Source organism: Streptomyces sp. SAI-135, assembly GCF_029893805.1.
Lineage (GTDB): Bacteria > Actinomycetota > Actinomycetes > Streptomycetales > Streptomycetaceae > Streptomyces.
The window spans coordinates 6,534,596-6,556,836 of sequence record NZ_JARXYP010000002.1 but is presented as its reverse complement, the minus strand read 5'-3'; the positions used below and the strand labels follow the sequence as shown (position 1 = coordinate 6,556,836).

Sequence of the window (22,241 nt, the reverse complement as noted above, 5' to 3'; positions counted from 1 at the left end):
CGCGTGTCACTGCGGGAGTTCGAGCTGCGTGAGTACGAGACCAAGGTCCTCGACGGTGTCCGGCTCAGCCCTGCCGACCGCGCCCTGTGTGCCACCGAGCAGCTCACCGCACGTCTGAAAGTCCGGGAACTCGCGGGCGGAAGGACGGAGGTGAGCGCGGGTCCCTGTGTCGGGGTCGTCCGGTTCGACGCCTGCGAGATACGGATCAGGCCCAAGTATCTGGGCGGTGACCTCGATGTGTTGCGCATGCTCGAGTACGCGGCGGGCCGTGGGCTCCCGCCGCTCGACGCCTCACGCACCGTGCGCGAGGGCGACCCGCATCTGCGGGACCTGGTCGCTTTCATGCTCACCGAGGAGTGCGAACGCCTGCTGTCTCGCGGATTGCGGCAGGACTACGTCTCCTCCGAGGACGACCTCCCGGCCGTACGCGGCCGACTCCTGCCCGACCGACAACTCCTGCGGCACTACGGACGCATGGACCGGCTCGCCTGCCGTTTCGACGAGCACGACACCGACATCCTGGACAACCGGCTCTGCGGTGCCGCGGTCGACCTCGCGGCCCGCACAGCGCGCAGCCCGGCTGTACGCGCACGGGCCCGTCGCGCCGCCACCAGCTTCGCGCGGATCGCTCCGACGCGGCTGGGCGACCTCCGCTCAGCCCTGGCCGGGCTCGACTACCACCGGCACAACTCCCACTACAGAAGCGCCCACCGCTGGGCCACCCTGCTCCTGTCCGGCGGCGGTGTCGCCGACCTCCTGACGCCCGGCGCGCTGGCGTCGCGGGCCTTTCTCGTGGACATGAACGTCCTGTTCGAGGCCTTCCTGACCCGTCTGCTGCGGGAGGCAGCCGTGGGCACCGGACTCACCGTCCGTGATCAGGCCCGGCACCGCGGGGTGCTGTACGACGAGCGAACGGAGCGCCCTTACGGCGAGGTACGCCCGGACGTCCTGGTCACGGGCAGCGTCGACGGTGAACCGCTGTGCCGTCCGGTCGACATGAAGTACAAGCTCTACGACAGCAGGAAGCTGAGCCCGTCCGACCTCTACCAGGCATTTCTCTACGCTCACGCACTCTCCCGGCAGCCCTCCGGCGGCCTGCCGACATGTGTGCTGCTCCACCCCGGAGACTCCTCGACGGCACGGACGAACGTCTCCGTGCGGCGAGGGGACGGGACGCCCTCGGCTCGGGTGCGTTCGGTGGCCCTGCACCTTCCCACCGTGCTCGGCGCCCTCGGGGACGCCGAGCGGGCTCCCGTGCTCGCGCAGCTCTTGGCTGCGGTGTTCGAGTGATCGTCAGCCGAAGTAACCGTCGAAGGTCTTCTGGAACTCTCCGCCGGAGTAGCGGTCCCAGTTGATCGACCAGGTCATCAGGCCGCGCAGGGCGGGCCAGGTGCCGTGGGTGGGGTACGAGCCGCAGTTGGTCCTTCTCGTCAGGCAGTCGAGGGTCCTGGTGACCTCCGCCGGGCTGACGTAGCCGTTGCCCGCGTTCGTGGAGGCGGGCATGCCGATGGCGAGCTGGTCGGGGCGCAGGGGCGGGAAGACGTTCGCGGGGTCGCCGGCGACCGGGAAGCCGGTGAGGAGCATGTCGGTCATGGCGATGTGGAAGTCCGCGCCGCCCATGGAGTGGTACTGGTTGTCGAGGCCCATGATCGGCCCCGAGTTGTAGTCCTGGACGTGCAGCAGGGTGAGGTCGTCGCGCAGGGCGTGGATCACCGGGAGGTAGGCGCCGCAGCGCGGGTCCTGGCCGCCCCACTTGCCCGTGCCGTAGTACTGGTAGCCCATCTGCACGAAGAAGGTCTCCGGGGCCATCGACAGCACGAAGCGGGACCCGTACTTCGCCTTCAGCGTCTTCAGCGCCGAGATCAGGTTCACGACCACCGGGGTCTTCGGGTTCCTGAAGTCCGTGTCGTCGGCGTTCAGCGAGAGGGAATGGCCCTCGAAGTCGACGTCCAGGCCGTCGAGGCCGTAGGTGTCGATGATCGAGGAGACCGAGGAGACGAAGGCGTCCCGGGCCGCTGTCGTCGTCAGCTGGACCTGGCCGTTCTGGCCGCCGATCGAGATGAGCACGTTCTTGCCCGCCGCCTGCTTCGCCCTGATCGCCGCCTTGAAGTCGGCGTCGGACTCGACGCCGGGGCATTCGGTGACCGGGCAGCGGTTGAAGCGGATGTCGCCGGAGGTGACCGAGGTGGGCTCGCCGAAGGCCAGGTCGATGACGTCCCAGCTGTCCGGGACGTCGGCCAGGCGCGTGTAGCCGGAGCCGTTGGCGAAGCTCGCGTGGAGGTAGCCGACGAGGGCGTGGGCGGGGAGGCCGGTGGAACTTCCCGCGGTCGTGGTCACGTTGACGGCACCCGACCTCGCCGACTCCCCCGCGTCGTTGACCGCCGCGACCTGGAAGCCGTACGCCGTCGAGGGCGCGAGCCCGCTCACGGTGGCCGAAGGCCCGCTCACCGTCTGGATCTTGACGCCGTCCCGGTAGACGGCGTAGCCGGTGGCTCCCGTGACCGCCGTCCAGGACAGGGCCACGCTGGAGGACGTGACCGTGCCCGCCTTCAGATCCGTGGGCACGGCGGGCGGCTGACCGGTGTCGGCGCCCGGCCCGGTGAGGGACACGTCGTCCGCGTGGTACGCACCCGTCCCGTACCAGCCGTGCGTGTAGAGGGTGACCTTGGTGGTGGACGGGCCGGTGCGGAAGGTCGTGGTGAGCCGCTGCCAGTCGGGGGCGGACTGGGTCCAGGTGGAGACGTCGGTGGTGCCGGTGCCGCTCGCGCCGAGGTAGACGTAGGAGCCGCGGACGTGTCCGGCGAGCGTGTACTGCGCGTCGGGCCGCACGGTCACCGTCTGGGCGCACTGGGCGAAGTCGCTGCCGGCCGGGGTCGCCCGCAGCGCCGAACTCCCACTGTGCACAGGGCTGTTGACCGTGGCACCCGCGGAGCAGGTCCAGCCGTCGAGTCCCGCTTCGAAGCCTCCGTTGCGTACCAGGTCCGCGTCGGCCGCACGGGCGGCCGACGAGAGCGCGGTGATGCCGGGCAGGGCCAGCAAGGCGGCCGTCACGGCGGCGAGGACGGATCTGACGGATTTGTCGGGTCCGGTGCGTTCCACAAGGGCCTCCGGGCTTGGGGGAATTGGAGGGTGGAGCGCGCCCAACTTGGTCCAGACCAATCCGGGTTGTCAAGACCTCCCGTCGCAACCACCGGCTCGCCCTCAGCCGTCGCCCTCCGTCGCCAGACCCGCCGCCGCCTCGTGCATCGCCAGTTCGAGCAGGGCCGGGTCGACGAGGACCCCGGAGCCGTCCGGCGGGACCAGCCAGCGCACCCCTCCCCCGGCCACCCGGCCCGGATAGGGAACGACGATCCAGGTGCCGGCGCCGGCCGTACGGATACCGGTGCCGAGCCAGCGGGCCGCGGTGCCCGGGGGCACGAAGAACCCCATCCGTGCGTCGCCGAAGTCGACGAGCACCGGGCCGAGCTGGTCGAGGATGCGGGTCAGGACGTCGAGCGTCGGATAGCCGAGCTCACCCGGCAGGATCAGCACGTCCCAGGCCTTGCCCGCCGGAAGCAGCGCCACCCCGAGGGGATTGCGCTCCCATTCCCAGCGGCAGGCCTCGGGATCCGGTGCGACGGATGCCAGCCACTCGACCGCCGTCTTCGCCCCTGTCATGAGAAGACCTCCTTCTCTCTCGTCGACGCTGTTCGCGTCACGAGGGAGAGGAGGTTTCCCGGCGGGCATTACGCGGGTTCTGACCACCCGTTGGAGTGAATCAGATCACCTACGATCGTTCAGCTGTCGAATCCCAGACCGAGTCTGTCCATGGTCCGCAGCCACAGGTTGCGCCGCCCGCCGTGCGAGTCCGCACGCGCCAGCGACCACTTGGTCAGGGCGATGCCGGTCCAGGCGAAGGGCTCCGGCGGGAAGGGCAGCGGCTTCTTGCGGACCATGGCCAGCGAGGTCCGCTCGGTGCTCTCCCCGGCCAGCAGGTCCAGCATCACGTCCGCGCCGAAGCGGGTCGCGCCGACTCCGAGGCCCGTGTAACCGGCCGCGTACGCGACCTTGCCCTGATGCGCGGTGCCGTAGAACGCGGAGAAGCGCGAGCAGGTGTCGATGGCGCCGCCCCACGCGTGCGTGAAGCGCACCCCCTCCAACTGCGGGAAGCACGTGAAGAAGTGCCCGGCGAGCTTGGCGTACGTCTCCGGCCGGTCGTCGTACTCGGCCCGCACCCGGCCGCCGTACGGGTAGACCGCGTCGTAACCGCCCCACAGGATCCGGTTGTCGGCGGACAGCCGGAAGTAGTGGAACTGATTGGCGCTGTCCCCGAGCCCCTGCCGGTTCTTCCAGCCGATCGACGCGAGCTGCTCACCGCTCAGCGGCTCGGTCATCAGCGCGTAGTCGTAGACCGGCACGGTGTACGCCCGCACCCGCTTGACCAGGTTCGGGAAGACGTTGGTGCCGAGCGCGATCTTGCGGGCGCGCACGGAACCGTACGGGGTGCGGACGGCCATGCCGGCGCCGTACGGCTTCAGGGTGAGGGCGGGGGTGTGCTCGTAGAGCCGGACGCCGAGCCTCAGGCAGGCCCGCTTCAGTCCCCAGACCAGCTTCGCCGGGTTGAGCATGGCCACGCCCCGGCGGTCCCACAGTCCCGCCTCGAAGGTCGGTGAGGCGACCTGCTCGCGCACCGCGTCGGCGTCGAGGAAGTCGATCCCGTCGGCGAGGCCCTTCTCCTGGAGCTCCTCGTACCAGTCGCGCAGCTCCCGGGCCTGGTAGGTCTCGGTCGCCACGTCGATCTCGCCGGTGCGCTCGAACTCGCAGTCCAGGTCGTGCCGGGCGACCGCCTTCTCGATCTCGTCGAGGTTGCGGGCGCCCAGCTCCTGAAGCCTGTGGATCTCGTCGGGCCAGCGGGTCAGCCCGTTGGGCAGCCCGTGGGTGAGGGAGGCGGCGCAGAAGCCGCCGTTGCGGCCGGAGGCGGCCCAGCCCACCTCGCGGCCTTCCAGCAGGACGACATCCCGCTCGGGGTCGCGCTCCTTGGCGTTGAGCGCCGTCCACAGCCCGCTGTAGCCACCGCCGACGACCAGCAGGTCGCAGGTCTCGGCGGAGGTGAGGGCGGGCTCGGGGTGGGGCCTGCCGGGGTCGTCCAGCCAGTACGGGACCGGCTGGGCTTCGGAGAGTGCCTTGGTCCAACGGCTCATGGCGCTCGGGGCCATGATTTCAACTCCCTACAGAAGATTCCGCGAAAAGGCCTATGCCTTTTGCCTGTTGCGGCGGTTGCTGACGACCATGGAGGTCAGCACCAGAAGGACGGCGACGAGGAACATCGTCGTGCCGATGACGTTGATCTGCACGGGCGTTCCGCGCTGTGCCGAACCCCAGACGAACATGGGGAAGGTGACGGTCGAGCCGGCGTTGAAGTTGGTGATGATGAAGTCGTCGAAGGAGAGCGCGAAGGCGAGCAGCGCGCCCGCGGCGATTCCGGGCGCGGCGATCGGCAGGGTGACCCGGACGAAGGTCTGGAAAGGACCGGCGTACAGGTCCTGCGCGGCCTGCTCGAGGCGCGGGTCCATCGACATCACACGTGCCTTGACCGCCGTCACGACGAAGCTCAGGCAGAACATGATGTGGGCGATGAGGATCGTCCAGAAGCCCAGCTGCGCGCCCATGTTGAGGAACAGGGTGAGCAGCGAGGCCGCCATGACGACCTCGGGCATCGCCATCGGCAGGAAGATCAGCGAGTTCACCGCGCCGCGGGCGCGGAAGCGGTAGCGGACCAGCGCGAAGGCGATCATCGTGCCGAGGACGGTCGCGCCGACCGTCGCCCAGAACGCGATCTGGAGGCTGAGGGAGAGCGATCCGCACATGTCGGCGACCCCGCAGGGGTCCTTCCAGGCATCCGTGGAGAACTGCTGCCACTCGTAGTTGAAGCGCCCCTTCGGTTTGTTGAAGGAGAACACCGTGACGACGACGTTCGGCAGCAGGAGATATCCGAGCGTGACCAGTCCCGCGATGACGACGAGATGACGCTTGAGCCAGTTGACGAAGGCCATTTAAACCAGATCCTCCGTGCCGGACCTACGGATGTAGAAGGTGACCATGAAGAGAATCGCGGCCATCAGGATGAAGGAGAGGGCCGCGGCCGTCGGATAGTCCAGGATCCGCAGGAACTGCGACTGGATGACGTTGCCGACCATGCGAGTGTCCGTGGAGCCGAGCAGATCGGCGTTCACGTAGTCGCCGGCCGCCGGGATGAAGGTCAGCAGCGTCCCGGAGACCACGCCCGGCATCGACAGCGGGAAGGTGACCTTGCGGAAGGTGGTGACGGGCTTCGCGTACAGGTCGCCCGCCGCCTCGTGCAGCCGCCCGTCGATGCGCTCCAGGGAGGTGTACAGCGGCAGGATCATGAACGGCAGGAAGTTGTACGTCAGACCGCAGACCACCGCGAGCGGGGTGGCCAGGACGCGGTCGCCGGTGGTCCAGCCGAGCCAGCTGGTGACGTCCAGGACGTGCAGGGTGTTGAGGGCGCCGACGACGGGACCGCTGTCCGCGAGGATCGTCTTCCAGGCGAGCGTGCGGATCAGGAAGCTGGTGAAGAACGGCGCGATCACCAGGACCATGATCAGGTTCCGCCAGCGTCCCGCGCGGAAGGCGATCAGGTACGCGAGCGGATACCCCAGCACCAGGCAGAGGATCGTCGCGGCACCGGCGTACAGGATCGAGCGCAGGAACTGCGGCCAGTACTCGGACAGGGCGTCCCAGTAGGTGGCGAAGTGCCAGGTGACCTTGTAGCCCGTCTCCAGGGAGCCCGTCTGCACGGACGTGGAGGCCTGGTAGATCATCGGCAGGGCGAAGAAGATGAGCAGCCAGAGGATGCCGGGCAGCAGCAGCCAGTACGGGGTGAAGCGGCCCCTCCTGCGCGGCGGCTTCTTCTCGGGCGCGGTCGGGGAGAGCGGCGGGGGCGCCTCGGTGAGCGTCGCCATCAGACCGTCGCCTCTTCCTGGATGCCGGCGTCGATGTCCTGGGCGGCGTCCAGTCCGAAGGTGTGCGCCGGGTTCCAGTGCAGGACGACCTCGGCGCCGGGCACCAGCCGGTCGTCGCGGTCGATGTTCTGGGCGTAGACCTCGAACTCGGGACAGACGGGGCTGTCGATGACGTACTGCGTGGAGACGCCGATGAAGGAGGAGTCGGCGATCTTCCCGGTGATCCGGTTGCGGCCCACGGGGATCTCCCCGGCCTGGTCCGCGTGCGTGAGGGAGATCTTCTCGGGACGCACGCCCACGAGCACCTTGCCACCGGTCGCGGTGGGCCCGGAGTAGCGCGCCTCGGGCAGGACCAGCTTCCCGCCGCCCGCCTTCAGCACGATCTCGCCGCCGCTCTTGGAGTCGACCTCGGCCTCGATCAGGTTGGAGGTGCCGAGGAAGTTGGCGACGAAGGTGGTCTGCGGGTTCTCGTACAGGTCGGTGGGCGAGCCGAGCTGCTCGACACGGCCCGCGTTCATCACGGCGACCGTGTCGGCCATGGTCATGGCCTCCTCCTGGTCGTGCGTGACGTGCACGAAGGTGATGCCGACCTCGGTCTGGATGCGCTTGAGCTCCAGCTGCATCTGGCGGCGCAGCTTCAGGTCGAGGGCGCCGAGCGGCTCGTCGAGGAGGAGCACCTTGGGCGTGTTGATCAGCGCCCGCGCCACCGCGACACGCTGCTGCTGGCCACCGGAGAGCTGGTGCGGCTTCTTGCGGGCCTGCTCCCCCAGCTGTACGAGCTCCAGCATGTCCTCGACCTGCTTCTTCACCGACTTGATGCCGCGCCGGCGCAGACCGAAGGCGACGTTCTCGAAGATGTCGAGGTGCGGGAAGAGGGCGTAGGACTGGAAGACGGTGTTCACCGGGCGCTTATAGGGGGGCAGCCGGGTGACCTCCTGGTCGCCGAGGTGCACGGTGCCCGTGGTGGGCTCCTCCAGACCGGCGATCATGCGCAGGGTGGTGGTCTTGCCGCAGCCGGAGGCGCCGAGCAGGGCGAAGAAGGAGCCCTGGGGCACGGTCAGGTCGAGCGGCTGCACGGCGGTGAAGCCGTTGTCGTAGGTCTTGCTGATGCCGGCGAGGCGGACGTCGCCGCTGCCCTCGGTGTTCTTGTTCGTCACGGTGATCACGCCCCAGTCAGCTTCGCGAACTTCTCTTCAAAGGCCGTCTCTTCCTTCGAGCTCAGCGAGCGGAAGGCGTGCGACTTCGCGGCCATGGCCTTGTCGGGGATGATCAGCGGGTTGTTCGCCGCATCCGGGTCGATCTTCGCCAGCTCGGGCTTCACGCCGTCGACGGGCGACACGTAGTTGATGTACGCGGCGAGCTCGGCGGCCGGCTTCGGCTGGTAGTAGAAGTCGATGAGCCGCTCGGCGTTCGTCTTGTGACGGGCCTTGTTGGGGATCAGCATGTTGTCCGTCGACGTCATGTATCCGCTGTCCGGAATGATGAAGTCGATGTCCGGGCTGTCGGCCTTCAGCTGGACGACGTCACCGGCCCAGGCGACACAGGCGGCGAAGTCGCCGCTGGTCAGGTCGGAGGTGTAGTCGTTGCCGGTGAAGCGGCGGATCTGCCCCTTGTCGACGGCCTTCTGGAGACGCGCGATGGCCGCGTCGTAGTCGTCGGCGGTGAAGTTCGCCGGGTCCTTGCCCATGTCGAGCAGGGTCATGCCGATGCTGTCGCGCATCTCCGACAGGAAGCCGACCCGCCCCTTGAGCTTGGTGTTGTCGAGCAGGTCGGAGATCGACTTCACCTCCTGGCCGTCGAGCGCCTTCTTGTTGTAGGCGATGACGGTCGAGATGCCCTGCCACACATAGGAGTACGCCCTTCCCGGGTCCCAGTCGGGATCACGGAACTGCGCGGACAGGTTGGCGTAGGCGTGGGGCAGGTGGGAGGCGTCCAGTTTCTGGACCCAGCCGAGCCGGATGAGCCGCGCGGCGAGCCAGTCGGTGAGCACGATGATGTCGCGCCCGGTGTCCTGCCCCGCCGCGAGCTGCGGCTTGATCTTGCCGAAGAACTCGACGTTGTCGTTGATGTCCTCGGTGTACTTGACCGAGATGCCGGTCTCTTTCTTGAACTGGTCGAGCGTGGGGTGGTGCTTTTCGCTCTCGTCCACGTCGATGTACTCGGTCCAGTTGGAGAAGTTGACGGTCTTCTCCTTGGCCGAGTGGTCCTCCGCGGAGACCCCGCCCTGGGTGGTGCCGGCCGCGGGGATCCCGCAGGCGCTCAGCGTGCCGAGGCCGCCGACCGCGAGCGCGCCGCCCGCGGAGGCGCGCAGCAGGGACCGCCGGGTCATGGCGGCCCGACCATTGCGGAGACTGCGCCGCATGGCGGCCACTTGGGCCGGTGACAGGCGGTCGGGCTCGTACTGCTCCATGCGCTGGTGCCCTTTCGGGAAAGTGTGCGGCCGCGGGTCAGGCGGCCTGAATACGGCTATCGGTCCCCGAAGATCGTGCGGTGCCAGTCCTTCCTGACGACCGCCGTGTTGTCGAACATGACGTGTTTGATCTGGGTGTACTCCTCGAACGAGTACGAGGACATGTCCTTGCCGAAGCCGGACGCCTTGTACCCGCCGTGCGGCATCTCGCTGATGATCGGGATGTGGTCGTTGACCCACACGCACCCGGCCTTGATCTCCCGCGTGGCCCGGTTCGCCCGGTAGACGTCCCGGCTCCAGGCGGAGGCGGCAAGCCCGTAAGGGGTGTCGTTGGCGAGCCGGATGCCCTCGTCGTCGCTGTCGAAGGGCAGCACGACGAGGACCGGCCCGAAGATCTCGGACTGGACGATCTCGCTGTCCTGCGCGGCGTCGGCGACGAGGGTGGGCTTGTAGTAGGCCCCCTTGGCGAGCTCCCCGCCCGGCGCCTCCCCTCCGGTCACCACGCGCGCGTAGCCGCGCGCACGGTCGACGAACCCGGCGACCCGGTCCCGCTGGACGTGCGAGATCAGCGGCCCGAGATCGGTGCCGGCGGCGAAGGGATCGCCGAGCCGGACGCTCTCCATCAGCGCGCCGGTGCGCTCCACGAACGCCTTGTAGAGCGGCCGCTGCACGTACGCGCGCGTGGCGGCCGTGCAGTCCTGCCCGGTGTTGATGAGCGCGCCCGCGACGGCCCCGTTGACGGCGGCCTCCAGGTCGGCGTCGTCGAAGACGAGGAAGGGGGCCTTGCCGCCGAGCTCCAGATGGAGCCGTTTGACGGTGGCGGTGGCGATCTCGGCGACCCGCTTCCCCACGGCCGTCGACCCGGTGAACGAGGTCATGGCCACGTCCGGATGCCCGACCAGCCGCTCCCCCGCCTCCTTCCCGGTCCCGGTGACGATGTTGACGACACCGTCCGGGATCCCCGCGTCGGTGGCGGCCTGGGCGAAGAGAAGAGAGGTCAGCGGAGTGATCTCGGCGGGCTTCAGAACGATGGTGTTGCCCGCGGCGATCGCCGGGAGGATCTTCCAGGCGGCCATCTGCAGCGGGTAGTTCCAGGGCGCGATGGACCCGACGACACCGATGGGCTCACGCCGCACGTACGACGTGTGGTCGCCGGAGTACTCCCCGGCGGACTGGCCCTGGAGGTGCCGGGCCGCACCCGCGAAGAAGGCGGTGTTGTCGATGGTCCCGGGGACGTCGAACTCCCGAGTCAGCTTCAACGGCTTCCCGCATTGCAGCGACTCCGCGCGGGCGAAGTCCTCGGCACGGTCGGCGAGCACGGCGGCGAACCGGTGCAGGGCCTCGGACCGCTCACCGGGGGTGGTGGCCGCCCACCCCGGGAAGGCCGCACGAGCCGCGGCCACGGCGGCATCGACATCCTCGACGCCCGCGAGCTCGTAGGTGAAGACCTCCTCACCGCTCGCGGGGTCGACGACCGCGTGCGTACGGCCTGAGGTCCCCTTGGTGAGACGCCCTGCGATGAACTGCGCGCCCGCGGCGAACCGCTCCTGCGCCGCGAACCGGTCCGGGATGGCACTGCCCGGGTTGTGCATGTCGCTCTCCTCCGCCGTCACCCCGCGGCGAACGCGGGCGGGTGGCGTAGCTCCAGCTCGATTTGAGTGCCGATCCTGACAGAGCAATGACACTCCTACAAGTGATTCCGTTGTTGCCTTTCGGTTACGCGACGGAATCTGTCGACCAGGTGTCGAGTCGCCCCGGAAAAGGAAGGACGGACTGTCAGTGGTTCCTGCCAGACTCGCGTGCATGGGGAAGATCACGGGGAAGATCGATTCACAGGATGCCCTGGTCAGACGGGTCCGGGCCGGAGCCAAGCTCAAGTTTCTGTACTTCTGGGGCCACCGCCCGCGTCCGGACGGCCGGGTCGGCGCGAGCTGTCTGAGCCAGTGGTGGCCCTCACCGTTCGTGGTGGACGGGGTGACCTATGCGACCGCCGAGCACTGGATGATGGCGGGCAAGGCACGGCTTTTCGACGACCCGGAGGCCGAGCGCCGCATCGTGGCCGCCGGACACCCGTCCCAGGCCAAGGCGGCGGGCCGCCTGGTCCGCGGCTTCGACGAGCAGATCTGGCGGCGCGAGCGCTTCGGGATCGTCGTGGAGGGCAGCGTCCACAAGTTCGCGGCCCACGAGGACCTGCGGCAGTTCCTCCTGAACACCGGCGACCGGGTCCTGGTGGAGGCCAGCCCGGTGGACCGGGTGTGGGGCATCGGCCTCGCCGCGGACGACGAGGCGGCGGGCCACCCGGAGCGCTGGCGCGGCCCGAACCTCCTGGGCTTCGCCCTGATGGAGGCGAGGGACCGCCTCAGAAACGCGTGAAGGGGACCACCGGATCCGGTGGTCCCCCGTTTCCGCTCCGGGGCGCCTACCCCACGTACCCGGTCGCCACGGCGGCGAGGGACCCGTCGTAGTAGTCGGAGTCGTCCTCCGAGTTGATGGCGGCGGTGATCCCGATGGCGAGCAGCACGATCACCGCGATCCCGAGGATCGTCCCGATGATCCCCATGATGAACCCGGCCTGCGCCTGCCCGTGGTTGGTGGCCTCACCGAGCTCGGCCCGCTTGCGTCCCTTGATTCCGAAGATGATGGCGAGGACCCCGAGCACCAGCGAGAGGATGCCGTACATGCAGAACAGGGCGCAGGACAGGATGCCCAGCACCATCGCGGCGACACCCATGCCGTTCTGCGGTGGCTTCGGCGGGGCCCAGCCGCCGTACCCCTGGGGGCCCTGCGGGTAGCTGGGGTAGCCGTAGCCGACGGGAGCGCCGGGGCCCTCCGGTCCGATGGGCGGGGGCGGCACGGGGTAGCCGTATCCCGGGGTGGGGGCGGGCGGGGCGGCGGCCGGAGGCGGGAAGCCGTAGGCGTCGTTCGGCCCGGACGTCATGGTGGGCTGATCATGCACGGAGGGCGACGGCGGCTGCCCGGCACCGGGCGAGGGGCTCTTCTCCAACGACGGCCCACTCTCCGGCGGCGCCCACGGGTCCCGGTCCCCACCCGACTGCGTTCCATCCGTCATGCTCACGTCCCCCTAGGTCGTTCGTGCGGCCATGTTACGGGGGGCGGTCTGGGGGCCCGGCGCCGAGGGGGGTGCGGGGTTCGGTTGTCGGGCGGGTGCGGGCCGGTGGGGGCTGACCGCGCAGTTCCCCGCGCCCCTGGGCAGGTGCAGTCACCTGCGCCACGACGGACCGTTCGTCACCTCATCCGCCGGATGTGGGGCGGCTGCGGGTCCGCCGTGGCCGGTCGCGCAGTTCCCCGCGCCCCTGGGTGGGACATGTGGACGCTCGTGCAGACGCCGACGGCGGCAAGGGGACGGGGTGGGGGGTGTCCGCCCGCAGCGGCCGGCGTCCGTTACCGGGCCCCTTCTTCGAGGGACCGAGCCGCCGGACCGAGGACGGATACCCCCCACCCCGGCACCGACCCCACCACCGGGCCGTATGCGCTACGCACGCCCCCACCGAAGCCGTCACGGGCCGCCGCAGGCATTCAGGGGCGCGGGGAACTGCGCAAAACGCCCGCCCCCACCCAACCCCCAGCCAGACGACAACCCCACCCGCCTACCATGTTCCGCATCGATCAGCCGATCACCGCGCCGCCCCCCGCACACCACCGCACCGAACCCGGCGGGCGCGCGCCCAGCAAGGGGAGGCCCCCATGACGACGCCCACCGGCCACACCGGCCACACCGACCGCACCGACCACCTGCACGCCTTCATCGCCGACCTGCCCAAGGCCGAACTCCACGTCCACCACGTCGGCTCCGCCTCCCCCCGCATCGTCTCCGAACTGGCCGCCCGCCACCCCGACTCCAAGGTCCCCACGGACCCCGAGGCACTCGTCGACTACTTCACCTTCACGGACTTCGCCCACTTCATCGACGTCTACCTCAGCGTCGTGGACCTGATCCGCACCCCCGAGGACGTCCGGCTCCTCACCTACGAGGTCGCAAGAGACCTCGCCCGCCAGCAGGTGCGCTACGCCGAGCTCACCATCACCCCGTTCTCCTCGACCCGCCGCGGCATCGACGAGCGCGCGTTCATGGAGGCGATCGAAGACGCCCGCAAGGCGGCCGAGTCCGAGTTCGGCACCGTACTGCGCTGGTGCTTCGACATCCCCGGCGAGGCCGGTCTGGAGGCCGCCGAGGAGACGACGAGGCTCGCCACCGACGACCGCCTCCGCCCGGAGGGCCTCGTGAGCTTCGGTCTCGGCGGCCCCGAGATCGGCGTCCCGCGCCCCCAGTTCAAGCCGTACTTCGACCGGGCGATCGCCGCCGGCCTGCGCTCGGTGCCGCACGCCGGCGAGACGACCGGCCCGGAGACGGTGTGGGACGCCCTCACCCACCTGCGTGCCGAACGCATCGGCCACGGCACGAGCTCCGCTCAGGACCCGGCGCTCCTCACCCACCTCGCCGAGCACCGCATCCCGCTGGAGGTGTGCCCCACCTCCAACATCGCGACCCGAGCCGTCCGCACCCTCGACGAGCACCCGATCAGGGAGTTCGTGAAGGCGGGCGTCGTCGTCACGATCAACTCCGACGACCCCCCGATGTTCGGCACGGACCTGAACAGCGAGTACGCGGTGGCGGCGAGGCTGTTGGACCTCGACGAGAGGGGCCTGGCCGCACTCGCGAAGAACGCGGTCGACGCGTCGTTCCTCGACGAGCCCGGCAAGACCAGGATCAAGGACGAGATCGACACCTGCACCAGCACCTGGCTCGCCCCCTGACCCGTACGCCCCACCACAATGGGCGCATGCAGAAGCTGACGGCCGTGGCACACCGCGGCGACCCCTACCGCGTCCGTGAGAACACGATCGACTCCCTGCGTTCCGCGCTCGACCGGGGCGCGGACGCGGTGGAGATCGACGTACGGCTCACCAGGGACGGCGTCCCGGTGCTGCTCCACGACGACACGCTGAAGCGGTTGTGGGAGCACGACCGTCCCCTGCTGTCCCTGTCGGCGGACGAGGTGCGCGGGCTGACGGACGGCCGGGTGCCGACCCTCGCGGAGGCACTCGCGGCCACCGACGGCCACCGTCTGATGCTCGACCTGCCCGGCACGAGGGAGGTGCGGGTCGCCCGCCGCGTGGTCGACGTGGTCCGCGAGCAGGGCGCCCAGGACCGCGTCTACTACTGCGCCGACGCCACCGCCATGCTCGCCGTCCGCGCGGCCGACCGGTCCGCGGAGATTGCGCTCACCTGGACCAGCCTCGCGCCCCCGCGCCCCGCCCTCCTGGACGCGGTCAGGCCGCGCTGGCTGAACTACCGCTTCGGTCTGATGGACCGGGACCTCGCCGACCGCATCCACTCGGACGGCTGTCTGATCTCCGTCTGGACCCCCGACACCCGCCGCGCGATGCGCCGCCTCGCCGCGATGGGCGTCGACTCGATCACGACGAACCGGGTGGACGTGCTCTGCGCCCTGCGCGCGAACGCGGCGTAGCCCTGGCCGGTGTCGCGGACCAGGCGCCGTAGCGCTTGACGGCGCTCGAGCAGCGGAAGGGCGGCGCTCACGTTGCGGGCACGGCGGGGGCGCCGGGCGCGGAGTCGTACGGGGCGAGCGCCTCCAGCCGCTTGATCCTCCGCCGTACGACGTACAGGGGGAGCACTCCGAGGATCCCGAACGACATGTCGAGCACGCTCCACCAGAACGGGATGCCCCGGATGGGCCCGCAGATCAGGGCGAGCGGGATGATCCCGGCGCAGGCGATCATCCCGAACTCGACGACCCAGATGTTGCGGACCGGGTCGCGGTAGGGGCCGTAGAAGGCGACCGCGATGACCAGGTGGGCGAAGGCCAGCCAGTCCGTGCCGTAGAGGAGGAAGGGGTAGTCGCTGTCGGCGGTGTCGAGCCCGCGCCGGACGCGGGTGATCCACTCCGTCAGCGCGTCCGGCGCGGGCAGGTGCCGCAACAGGTCCTCGGTCCAGCGCAGTTCGTGGACCAGTGGGAAGGCCGTGGCACCGCTGAGCACCAGGCAGACGACGAAGAAGACCAGCCATGCGCGAATGCCCCTGAGTTGGGCGGCTCTGTCGCTCATGGCAGCAGCGTACGCCTAGAATTGAACATGTTCAAAAGATTTGGGCGGGCGGGCCGACGGTGGTCAGGACGTGGCCGCCGTCTCGGCCAGTTTCTGGAACTCGCCGAGGTCGTAGTTGGCGAGTGCCGAGTCCAGGTTGGTCAGCGCGCCGAGGTGCTCGACGAACCCCTGCGGGTCGTACTCGATCTGCAGGGTCACCCGGCTCGTGGTGTCACTGAGCCGGTGGAAGGTGACCACGCCCGCGTGGTGGACCCCCTCCACCGTGCGCCAGGCGATGCGGTCCTCGGGGACGACCTCGGTGAGCTCGGCGACGAAGTTCTTGTCGGCACCGGGAAGTTGCAGCTGCCAGGCGAAGCGGCGCTCGTCCATCCTCTCCACCAGGCGTACGTGGCTCAGGAAGGCCGGCCACCGGGTCACATCGCTCCACAGGGCCCAGGCGACAGCCACGGGAGCCTCGATGTCGACCGTTTCGACGAGGGACGCGGACATGCGGTACCTCTCCTTCTGGCGGGCCGCGTCGGCAGGCCCGACGGTTGCGGTGCGAGGCGGATACCCCCGTCGGGACGGCACACACGACGAAGGGGTGCCACGGCAGCGGACCAGCGCTCGGCGCACGCCCCCGTGGCCCCGTACGCGGCGGGCACCCCGCGCCCGGCGAGCCCGCCCCACACCGCCCCACCACCGAGCGCGCGCAGCAGGGTCCTACGGGAGGGCGGGGACGGGAACCGACCGGCCCTTCCCGGCACCCGCCCACCCCAACTCCCCCAGGGGCGCGGGGAACTGCGCGACCAGCCCCCACGCACCCGCAGGCCGAAGAGCCACACGCGTCTGCCGTGTAAAGGATCTACGCGTCCAACGAAGTCATCACGTGCTTGATCCGCGTGTAGTCCTCGAACCCGTACCCCGACAGATCCTTGCCGTAGCCCGACTTCTTGAACCCGCCGTGCGGCATCTCGGCGACCAGCGGAATGTGCGTGTTGATCCACACGCACCCGAAGTCCAGCTTCTTGGACATCCGCATCGCCCGGCCGTGGTCCTTGGTCCACACCGAGGAGGCGAGGGCGTACTCGACCCCGTTGGCCCACGACACGGCCTGCTCCTCGTCCGTGAAGGACTGGACGGTGATGACCGGCCCGAAGACCTCCTTCTGGATGATCTCGTCGTCCTGCTTCAGTCCGGACACGACGGTCGGCGCGTAGAAGTACCCCTTCTCACCGACCTGGTGGCCGCCGGCCTCGACCTTGGCGTGCGCGGGCAGCCGCTCGATGAATCCGGAGACCTGCTTGAGCTGGTTCGGGTTGTTGAGGGGACCGAACAGCACGTCCTCGTCGTCCGGCTGCCCCGTCTTCGTGTCGGCGGCGGCCTTCGCCAGCGCCGCGACGAACTCGTCGTGGATCGAGGACTGCACCAGCACCCGCGTGGCCGCCGTGCAGTCCTGCCCGGCGTTGAAGAAGCCCGCCACGGAGATGTCCTCGACGGCCTTGGCGATGTCGGTGTCCTCGAAGACGACGACCGGGGCCTTGCCGCCCAGCTCCAGGTGCACCCGCTTCAGGTCCTTGGACGCGGACTCGGCGACCGACATGCCGGCCCGCACCGACCCGGTGATGGACGCCATCGCCGGCGTGGGGTGCTCGACCATCAGCCGCCCGGTGTCACGGTCGCCGGTGACGACGTTGAAGACGCCCTTCGGCAGGATCCCGCCGATGATCTCCGCGATCAGCACGGTGGACGCGGGCGTCGTGTCCGAGGGCTTCAGCACCACCGTGTTGCCGGCGGCGATCGCCGGCGCGAACTTCCACACGGCCATCATCATCGGGTAGTTCCACGGCGCGACCTGCGCGCAGACACCCACCGGCTCGCGCCGCACGATGGAGGTCAGGCCCTCCATGTACTCGCCGGCCGAGCGCCCCTCCAGCATCCGCGCCGCACCGGCGAAGAAGCGGATCTGGTCGACCATCGGCGGGATCTCCTCGGACCGCGTGAGCCCGATCGGCTTGCCGGTGTTCTCCACCTCGGCCGCGATGAGTTCCTCGGCCCGCTCCTCGAACGCGTCCGCGATCTTCAGCAGGGCCTTCTGGCGCTCGGCGGGGGTGGTGTCGCGCCAGCCGGGGAAGGCGGCGGCAGCGGCGGCCATCGCCGCGTCCACGTCCGCCTGCCCGGACAGCGGGGCGGTCGCGTACGCCTCACCGGTCGCGGGGTTGACCACCTCGGTGGTGCGCCCGTCGGCGGCGTCCCGGAACTCACCGTCGATGTAGTTGCGCAGACGACGCAGCTCGGTGCTCACTGCCGACCTCCTGGGGGTTGAAGCTGGGGGGTTGAAACTGTCCACTCACTGAGACACCCACCCTAATCGCCAGGCCCACGTTTTCAACACCCCCGATCCCGCCAGGACTGCGAAATCCGCAGGTCTCAGTCACGTAAACAACGAATTTCATCGCCCCGACCTTGCGAAACCGACGAGACGTCGTGCACAGTGAGCTCGTGGCCAGTCGAAGCGCAGACCCCAGGGACTCCCGCGAGTCCAGGAGCGAGTCAAGGAGCGAGTCCAGGAACGGCAGCAGCCCGAACCTGGACGCCGTCTCCCTCGCCATCATCGAGCAGCTCCAGGAGGACGGCCGCCGCCCGTACGCCGCGATCGGCAAGGCCGTGGGCCTGTCCGAGGCGGCCGTGCGCCAACGCGTCCAGAAGCTGCTCGACCAGGGCGTGATGCAGATCGTCGCCGTCACGGACCCGCTCACCGTGGGCTTTAGGCGCCAGGCGATGGTCGGCATCCACGTCGAGGGCGACGTCGAGTCCGTGGCCGACGCGCTGACCGCCATGTCCGAGTGCGAGTACGTCGTGATGACCGCCGGCTCCTTCGACCTGATGGTGGAGATCGTCTGCGAGGACGACGACCACCTGCTGGAGGTCATCAACCGCCGCATCCGGGCCATCCCCGGAGTGCGCTCCACCGAGAGCTTCGTCTACCTGAAGCTCAAGAAGCAGACCTACATGTGGGGAACCCGATAACCGTGAGGACCCGATAACCGTGAGCTCCAAGGACCTCAGCCGCACCGCGTACGACCACCTGTGGATGCACTTCACCCGCATGTCCTCGTACGAGAACTCCCCGGTCCCGACCATCGTCCGGGGCGAGGGCACCTACATCTACGACGACAAGGGCAGGCGCTACCTCGACGGTCTCGCGGGCCTGTTCGTGGTCCAGGCCGGCCACGGCCGCACCGAACTGGCCGAGACCGCGTTCAAGCAGGCGCAGGAGCTGGCGTTCTTCCCGGTGTGGTCCTACGCCCACCCGAAGGCCGTCGAGCTCGCGGAGCGCCTCGCGCAGCACGCGCCCGGCGACCTGAACAAGGTCTTCTTCACCACCGGCGGCGGTGAGGCGGTCGAGACCGCCTGGAAGCTCGCCAAGCAGTACTTCAAGCTCACCGGCAAGCCGACCAAGCACAAGGTCATCTCCCGCGCGGTCGCCTACCACGGCACCCCGCAGGGCGCCCTGTCCATCACCGGTCTGCCGGCCCTCAAGGCCCCCTTCGAGCCGCTGGTTCCCGGCGCTCACAAGGTGCCGAACACCAACATCTACCGCGCCCCGATCTTCGGCGACGACCCCGAGGCGTTCGGCCGCTGGGCCGCCGACCAGATCGAGCAGCAGATCCTCTTCGAGGGCCCGGACACCGTCGCCGCGGTCTTCCTGGAGCCGGTGCAGAACGCGGGCGGCTGCTTCCCGCCCCCGCCCGGCTACTTCCAGCGGGTGCGCGAGATCTGCGACCAGTACGACGTGCTGCTCGTCTCCGACGAGGTCATCTGCGCCTTCGGCCGCCTCGGCACCATGTTCGCCTGCGACAAGTTCGACTACGTCCCGGACATGATCACCTGCGCCAAGGGCATGACCTCGGGCTACTCCCCGATCGGCGCCTGCATCATCTCCGACCGCCTGGCCGAGCCGTTCTACAAGGGCGACAACACCTTCCTGCACGGCTACACCTTCGGCGGCCACCCCGTGTCGGCCGCGGTCGGTCTCGCCAACCTCGACCTGTTCGAGCGCGAGAACCTCAACCAGCACGTCCTCGACAACGAGGGCGCGTTCCGCTCGACCCTGGAGAAGCTGCACGACCTGCCGATCGTCGGCGACGTCCGCGGCAACGGCTTCTTCTACGGCATCGAGCTGGTGAAGGACAAGGCGACCAAGGAGTCCTTCAACGACGAGGAGACCGAGCGCGTCCTGTACGGCTTCCTCTCCAAGGCCCTCTTCGACAACGGCCTGTACTGCCGTGCCGACGACCGCGGCGACCCGGTCGTCCAGCTCGCCCCGCCGCTGATCTCCGACCAGGGGACCTTCGACGAGATCGAGCAGATCCTGCGCGCGACCCTCACCGAGGCCTGGACGAAGCTCTAGCACTCGGCGGTTCAGCCGCTTGTACGACCCGGGGTGCCCCCGTCCGAGTGACAGGGGCGCACCCCGGGCCGTGTGCTGTACGGCGTCCCGCCCCCGCCTCCTTAGCGTGCCTGGTAACCGATCGGCCCTGCTTTCGTTCCCCCGCTCGGGGGATTGCAAGGCACAACGGACCAGAACGAGGTGTACGCCCATGGAGGCCCCGCCGGACAACGATGTGCTCTGGGCACGCTCCCTGCACTTCACCCACCGCGACGGCTCGCCCGCGCTCCAGGGCGTCTCCCTGGGCGTGCGCGAGGGCGAGATCCTCGCCGTGAGCGGCCCGCGCGGCAGCGGCAAGACCGCGCTGCTCAGATGCCTGTCGGGACTCGCCCCGGCCCAGCGCGGCGAGGTCTGGTTCAACAGCGTGCCGGTGCACACCATGGGTCCGATGACCCGCGAGCGCCTGCGCCGCGACCGCTTCGGCTGGATCGATCCGGCCCCGGTGCTCGTCCCCGAGCTCAACGCCTGGGAGAACGCCGCCCTCCCCCTCATGCTCCGCGGCACCGGTCGCCGGCGCGCCCGGACGGCCGCCCTGGAGTGGCTGGAGCGCCTGGACATCGGCGACCGCACCCGCTGCCGTCCGCACGAGCTGACCCAGTCCGAACGCCAGCGCGTCTGCGTCGCCCGCGCCCTGGCCCCGGCCCCGTCGGTCCTGTTCGCGGACGAACCGACGGCCCCGCTGCACCGGGCGGACCGCGCGCACGTCCTGCGCACGCTCACGACGGCCGCCCGCTCCCACGGCATCACCGTGGTCCTGGCGACGCACGATCCCGACACCGCAGCCCTGGCGGACCGCACGGTCACCCTCCTGGACGGACGCCGGGTGAAGACCGTGCACCTGCCCCCGATGGCCGACTCGGAAGGCCGTACCGCGTGCTCGCTCTCCGTCTGACCCGGGGCGCCCGTCCCGCCGTGCAGCTGCGCCGCCTCCTGGTGGCGCTCGCCTCGGCGGGCACGGGGTTCCTCCTCCTGTGCACCCTCGGCCACGCGATGAGCCACCCCGAGGACTCGTCGGGCTCCGTGCTGCGCCTGGCGTGGTGTCTGACGCCGCTGGCCGCGACCGTCCACTTCGCCCTGGCGGTCGCCCGGACCGACCCGGGCACCCGGCCCCGCCCCGGTCTCGCGGCGATCGGCCTCGGCCCGGCCCGTCTGATGGCCGTCACGGCGGCGACGACGGCCCTGTCGTGCACCCTCGGCTCGATGCTGGCGCTGCTCTTCTTCCTCCATCTGCGGGGCGACCTGACGGGCATGCCCTTCGACGGGGCGGCGGCGGACTTCCTCGCGGCGGACGCCTCCCTGCCGTTGCCGGCGGCGCTGACCCTGCTGGGCCTGGTCCCGGTCATCGCGTCGGTGACGGTGGGACTCGTCCTGCGGCCCCGGGACGACCGGCCCGCCGCGGCGAGGCGGGAGGCACGGTCGTACGGCCGCTTCGGGGCGTACGGCAGGACGACGGCGAGGGAGCCCTTCGGGGCGTACGGCCGTTTCCGCGCGCGCCGGACCGCGGGGGAGCCCGCCGGGGACGGCACCGCCGAGACGGCTCACGAGCCGAAGCCGGCCGGCACCCCGTCGGCCCGGACCGGAGAGGACGTGTCCGCCGCGCCCCCGGCCGGGGGCGCGGACATCTCAGCCGCGCTCCCCCGCCCGGGACAGCCGGAGCGAGGACCTCGGCCCGGCGGTCCTTCCCGCCCTCGGCGAAGCGCCCAAGGGCCTCCCCTGGGGCATCGCCGTCCTCGCCGCGGGCCTGGCCGTGGAGGCCTACGCCAACCGGCAGGGCGCCACCGCCGCCACCCCGCTCCCCGGCGGCCTCGCGGGCGCGCCCTCCGTCCTGGTCGGCTGGCTCCTCACGGCCGTCGGCCTGGCGGTCGCCGGGCCCGGCCTCACCCATCTCTGCGGCCGTCTCCTGCAGTCCACCCGGCCCGGCGCCCTCCGCCTCCTCGCCGGACGGGTCCTCATGGCCGAGGCCGCCCGTATCGGCCGCCCGCTGGGGATCGTCTGCGCGGTGGCCTCCGGCACCTACGCCATGGCCGGCCTGTACGACGCCACGGGCCCCGAGGTCGGCCCCCTCACCACCCTCGGCCTGCTCCTCGTGACGAGCTGCACGATCGCCACACTGCTCACCGCCGCGGTGGAGGCGAAGCACGCGCGGTCGGACACAACGGCCGCGCTCGTCCGCCTCGGCGCCCCCGCGACGATGCTCCGCAGCGCGGCGGCCCTGCGCGCCGGCGCCCTGCTGGCCCTGTTCGGCCCGCTCACCCTGGTCGTGGCCGAGCTGGCGGCGCTCCCCCTGACGTCCTGAAAAAAATCTCTCCCCACCGATGAGTTCCGCCGCACCCGCCCGTCTACCCCCCGT

At 70.1% G+C, this 22,241-nt stretch carries 20 protein-coding genes; 8 read left to right on the top strand and 12 right to left on the bottom strand.

Translation table 11 applies throughout. From position 1 onward, the window contains the following. Positions 1 to 3 precede the first annotated feature (3 nt). Complete coding sequence (locus tag M2163_RS34350) at positions 4 to 1,290, top strand: hypothetical protein (RefSeq protein WP_280895894.1); 1,287 nt, start codon at positions 4 to 6, stop codon at positions 1,288 to 1,290. Between the two features lie 3 nt (positions 1,291 to 1,293). On the opposite strand, the gene M2163_RS34345 is transcribed toward M2163_RS34350, so the two are convergent. From M2163_RS34345 to M2163_RS34310, 8 genes are all read right to left on the bottom strand, one after another. Continuing rightward, positions 1,294 to 3,099, bottom strand: coding sequence for a glycoside hydrolase family 18 protein (locus M2163_RS34345; RefSeq protein ID WP_280895893.1), 1,806 nt, complete (start codon positions 3,097 to 3,099; stop codon positions 1,294 to 1,296). Between the two features lie 102 nt (positions 3,100 to 3,201). After that, positions 3,202 to 3,657 (bottom strand): hypothetical protein, encoded by a 456-nt coding sequence (locus tag M2163_RS34340; protein ID WP_280849043.1) that lies wholly within the window; start codon positions 3,655 to 3,657, stop codon positions 3,202 to 3,204. Between the two features lie 119 nt (positions 3,658 to 3,776). Further along, on the bottom strand, positions 3,777 to 5,195 hold the full coding sequence (locus M2163_RS34335) for an FAD-dependent oxidoreductase (protein ID WP_280849044.1): 1,419 nt from the start codon (positions 5,193 to 5,195) through the stop codon (positions 3,777 to 3,779). A 36-nt stretch (positions 5,196 to 5,231) separates the two neighbouring features. Then, a complete protein-coding gene (locus tag M2163_RS34330; RefSeq protein WP_280849045.1) occupies positions 5,232 to 6,032 on the bottom strand; it encodes an ABC transporter permease in 801 nt (266 codons plus the stop codon). After that, on the bottom strand, positions 6,033 to 6,962 hold the full coding sequence (locus M2163_RS34325; RefSeq protein WP_280849046.1) for an ABC transporter permease: 930 nt from the start codon (positions 6,960 to 6,962) through the stop codon (positions 6,033 to 6,035). It abuts the gene before it with no gap. Further along, entirely contained in the window at positions 6,962 to 8,128 is a 1,167-nt protein-coding gene (locus tag M2163_RS34320; RefSeq protein WP_280849047.1) for an ABC transporter ATP-binding protein, read from the bottom strand. Before M2163_RS34320 ends, M2163_RS34325 begins: the two co-directional genes overlap by 1 nt. Further along, the gene (locus M2163_RS34315; protein WP_280895892.1) at positions 8,125 to 9,372 is read right to left on the bottom strand and encodes a spermidine/putrescine ABC transporter substrate-binding protein; all 1,248 of its coding nucleotides are present in this window, start codon (positions 9,370 to 9,372) and stop codon (positions 8,125 to 8,127) included. The genes M2163_RS34320 and M2163_RS34315 overlap by 4 nt, the downstream gene beginning before the upstream one ends. A 56-nt stretch (positions 9,373 to 9,428) precedes the next feature. Then, positions 9,429 to 10,964: a gamma-aminobutyraldehyde dehydrogenase gene (locus tag M2163_RS34310; RefSeq protein ID WP_280895891.1), complete on the bottom strand. Its 1,536-nt coding sequence runs from the start codon at positions 10,962 to 10,964 to the stop codon at positions 9,429 to 9,431. Between the two features lie 211 nt (positions 10,965 to 11,175). Between M2163_RS34310 and M2163_RS34305 the strand changes: the two genes are divergently transcribed. After that, positions 11,176 to 11,745, top strand: a complete 570-nt coding sequence (locus M2163_RS34305; protein ID WP_280895890.1) for an NADAR family protein — start codon at positions 11,176 to 11,178, stop codon at positions 11,743 to 11,745. Between the two features lie 46 nt (positions 11,746 to 11,791). On the opposite strand, the gene M2163_RS34300 is transcribed toward M2163_RS34305, so the two are convergent. After that, on the bottom strand, positions 11,792 to 12,442 hold the full coding sequence (locus M2163_RS34300) for a DUF4190 domain-containing protein (RefSeq protein WP_280849051.1): 651 nt from the start codon (positions 12,440 to 12,442) through the stop codon (positions 11,792 to 11,794). A 635-nt stretch (positions 12,443 to 13,077) separates the two neighbouring features. Here M2163_RS34300 and M2163_RS34295 point away from each other — a divergent pair. Continuing rightward, the gene (locus tag M2163_RS34295) at positions 13,078 to 14,148 is read left to right on the top strand and encodes an adenosine deaminase (RefSeq protein ID WP_280849052.1); all 1,071 of its coding nucleotides are present in this window, start codon (positions 13,078 to 13,080) and stop codon (positions 14,146 to 14,148) included. A 26-nt stretch (positions 14,149 to 14,174) separates the two neighbouring features. Continuing rightward, entirely contained in the window at positions 14,175 to 14,864 is a 690-nt protein-coding gene (locus tag M2163_RS34290) for a glycerophosphodiester phosphodiesterase (protein WP_280849053.1), read from the top strand. Between the two features lie 67 nt (positions 14,865 to 14,931). On the opposite strand, the gene M2163_RS34285 is transcribed toward M2163_RS34290, so the two are convergent. From M2163_RS34285 to M2163_RS34275, 3 genes are all read right to left on the bottom strand, one after another. After that, on the bottom strand, positions 14,932 to 15,459 hold the full coding sequence (locus M2163_RS34285; protein ID WP_280895889.1) for a hypothetical protein: 528 nt from the start codon (positions 15,457 to 15,459) through the stop codon (positions 14,932 to 14,934). A gap of 63 nt (positions 15,460 to 15,522) precedes the next feature. Then, positions 15,523 to 15,948, bottom strand: a complete 426-nt coding sequence (locus M2163_RS34280) for an SRPBCC family protein (protein WP_280849055.1) — start codon at positions 15,946 to 15,948, stop codon at positions 15,523 to 15,525. 355 nt (positions 15,949 to 16,303) lie between these two features. Continuing rightward, positions 16,304 to 17,743, bottom strand: a complete 1,440-nt coding sequence (locus M2163_RS34275) for a gamma-aminobutyraldehyde dehydrogenase (protein WP_037708557.1) — start codon at positions 17,741 to 17,743, stop codon at positions 16,304 to 16,306. 182 nt (positions 17,744 to 17,925) lie between these two features. Here M2163_RS34275 and M2163_RS34270 point away from each other — a divergent pair, with 182 nt between their 5' ends. From M2163_RS34270 to M2163_RS34255, 4 genes are all read left to right on the top strand, one after another. Next, entirely contained in the window at positions 17,926 to 18,468 is a 543-nt protein-coding gene (locus M2163_RS34270) for an Lrp/AsnC family transcriptional regulator (RefSeq protein WP_280849056.1), read from the top strand. 19 nt (positions 18,469 to 18,487) lie between these two features. After that, complete coding sequence (locus M2163_RS34265) at positions 18,488 to 19,852, top strand: aspartate aminotransferase family protein (protein WP_280895888.1); 1,365 nt, start codon at positions 18,488 to 18,490, stop codon at positions 19,850 to 19,852. A 190-nt stretch (positions 19,853 to 20,042) separates the two neighbouring features. Beyond that, a complete protein-coding gene (locus M2163_RS34260; protein ID WP_280849058.1) occupies positions 20,043 to 20,783 on the top strand; it encodes an ATP-binding cassette domain-containing protein in 741 nt (246 codons plus the stop codon). 855 nt (positions 20,784 to 21,638) lie between these two features. Then, positions 21,639 to 22,187 (top strand): hypothetical protein, encoded by a 549-nt coding sequence (locus M2163_RS34255; protein WP_280895887.1) that lies wholly within the window; start codon positions 21,639 to 21,641, stop codon positions 22,185 to 22,187. Positions 22,188 to 22,241 lie beyond the last annotated feature (54 nt).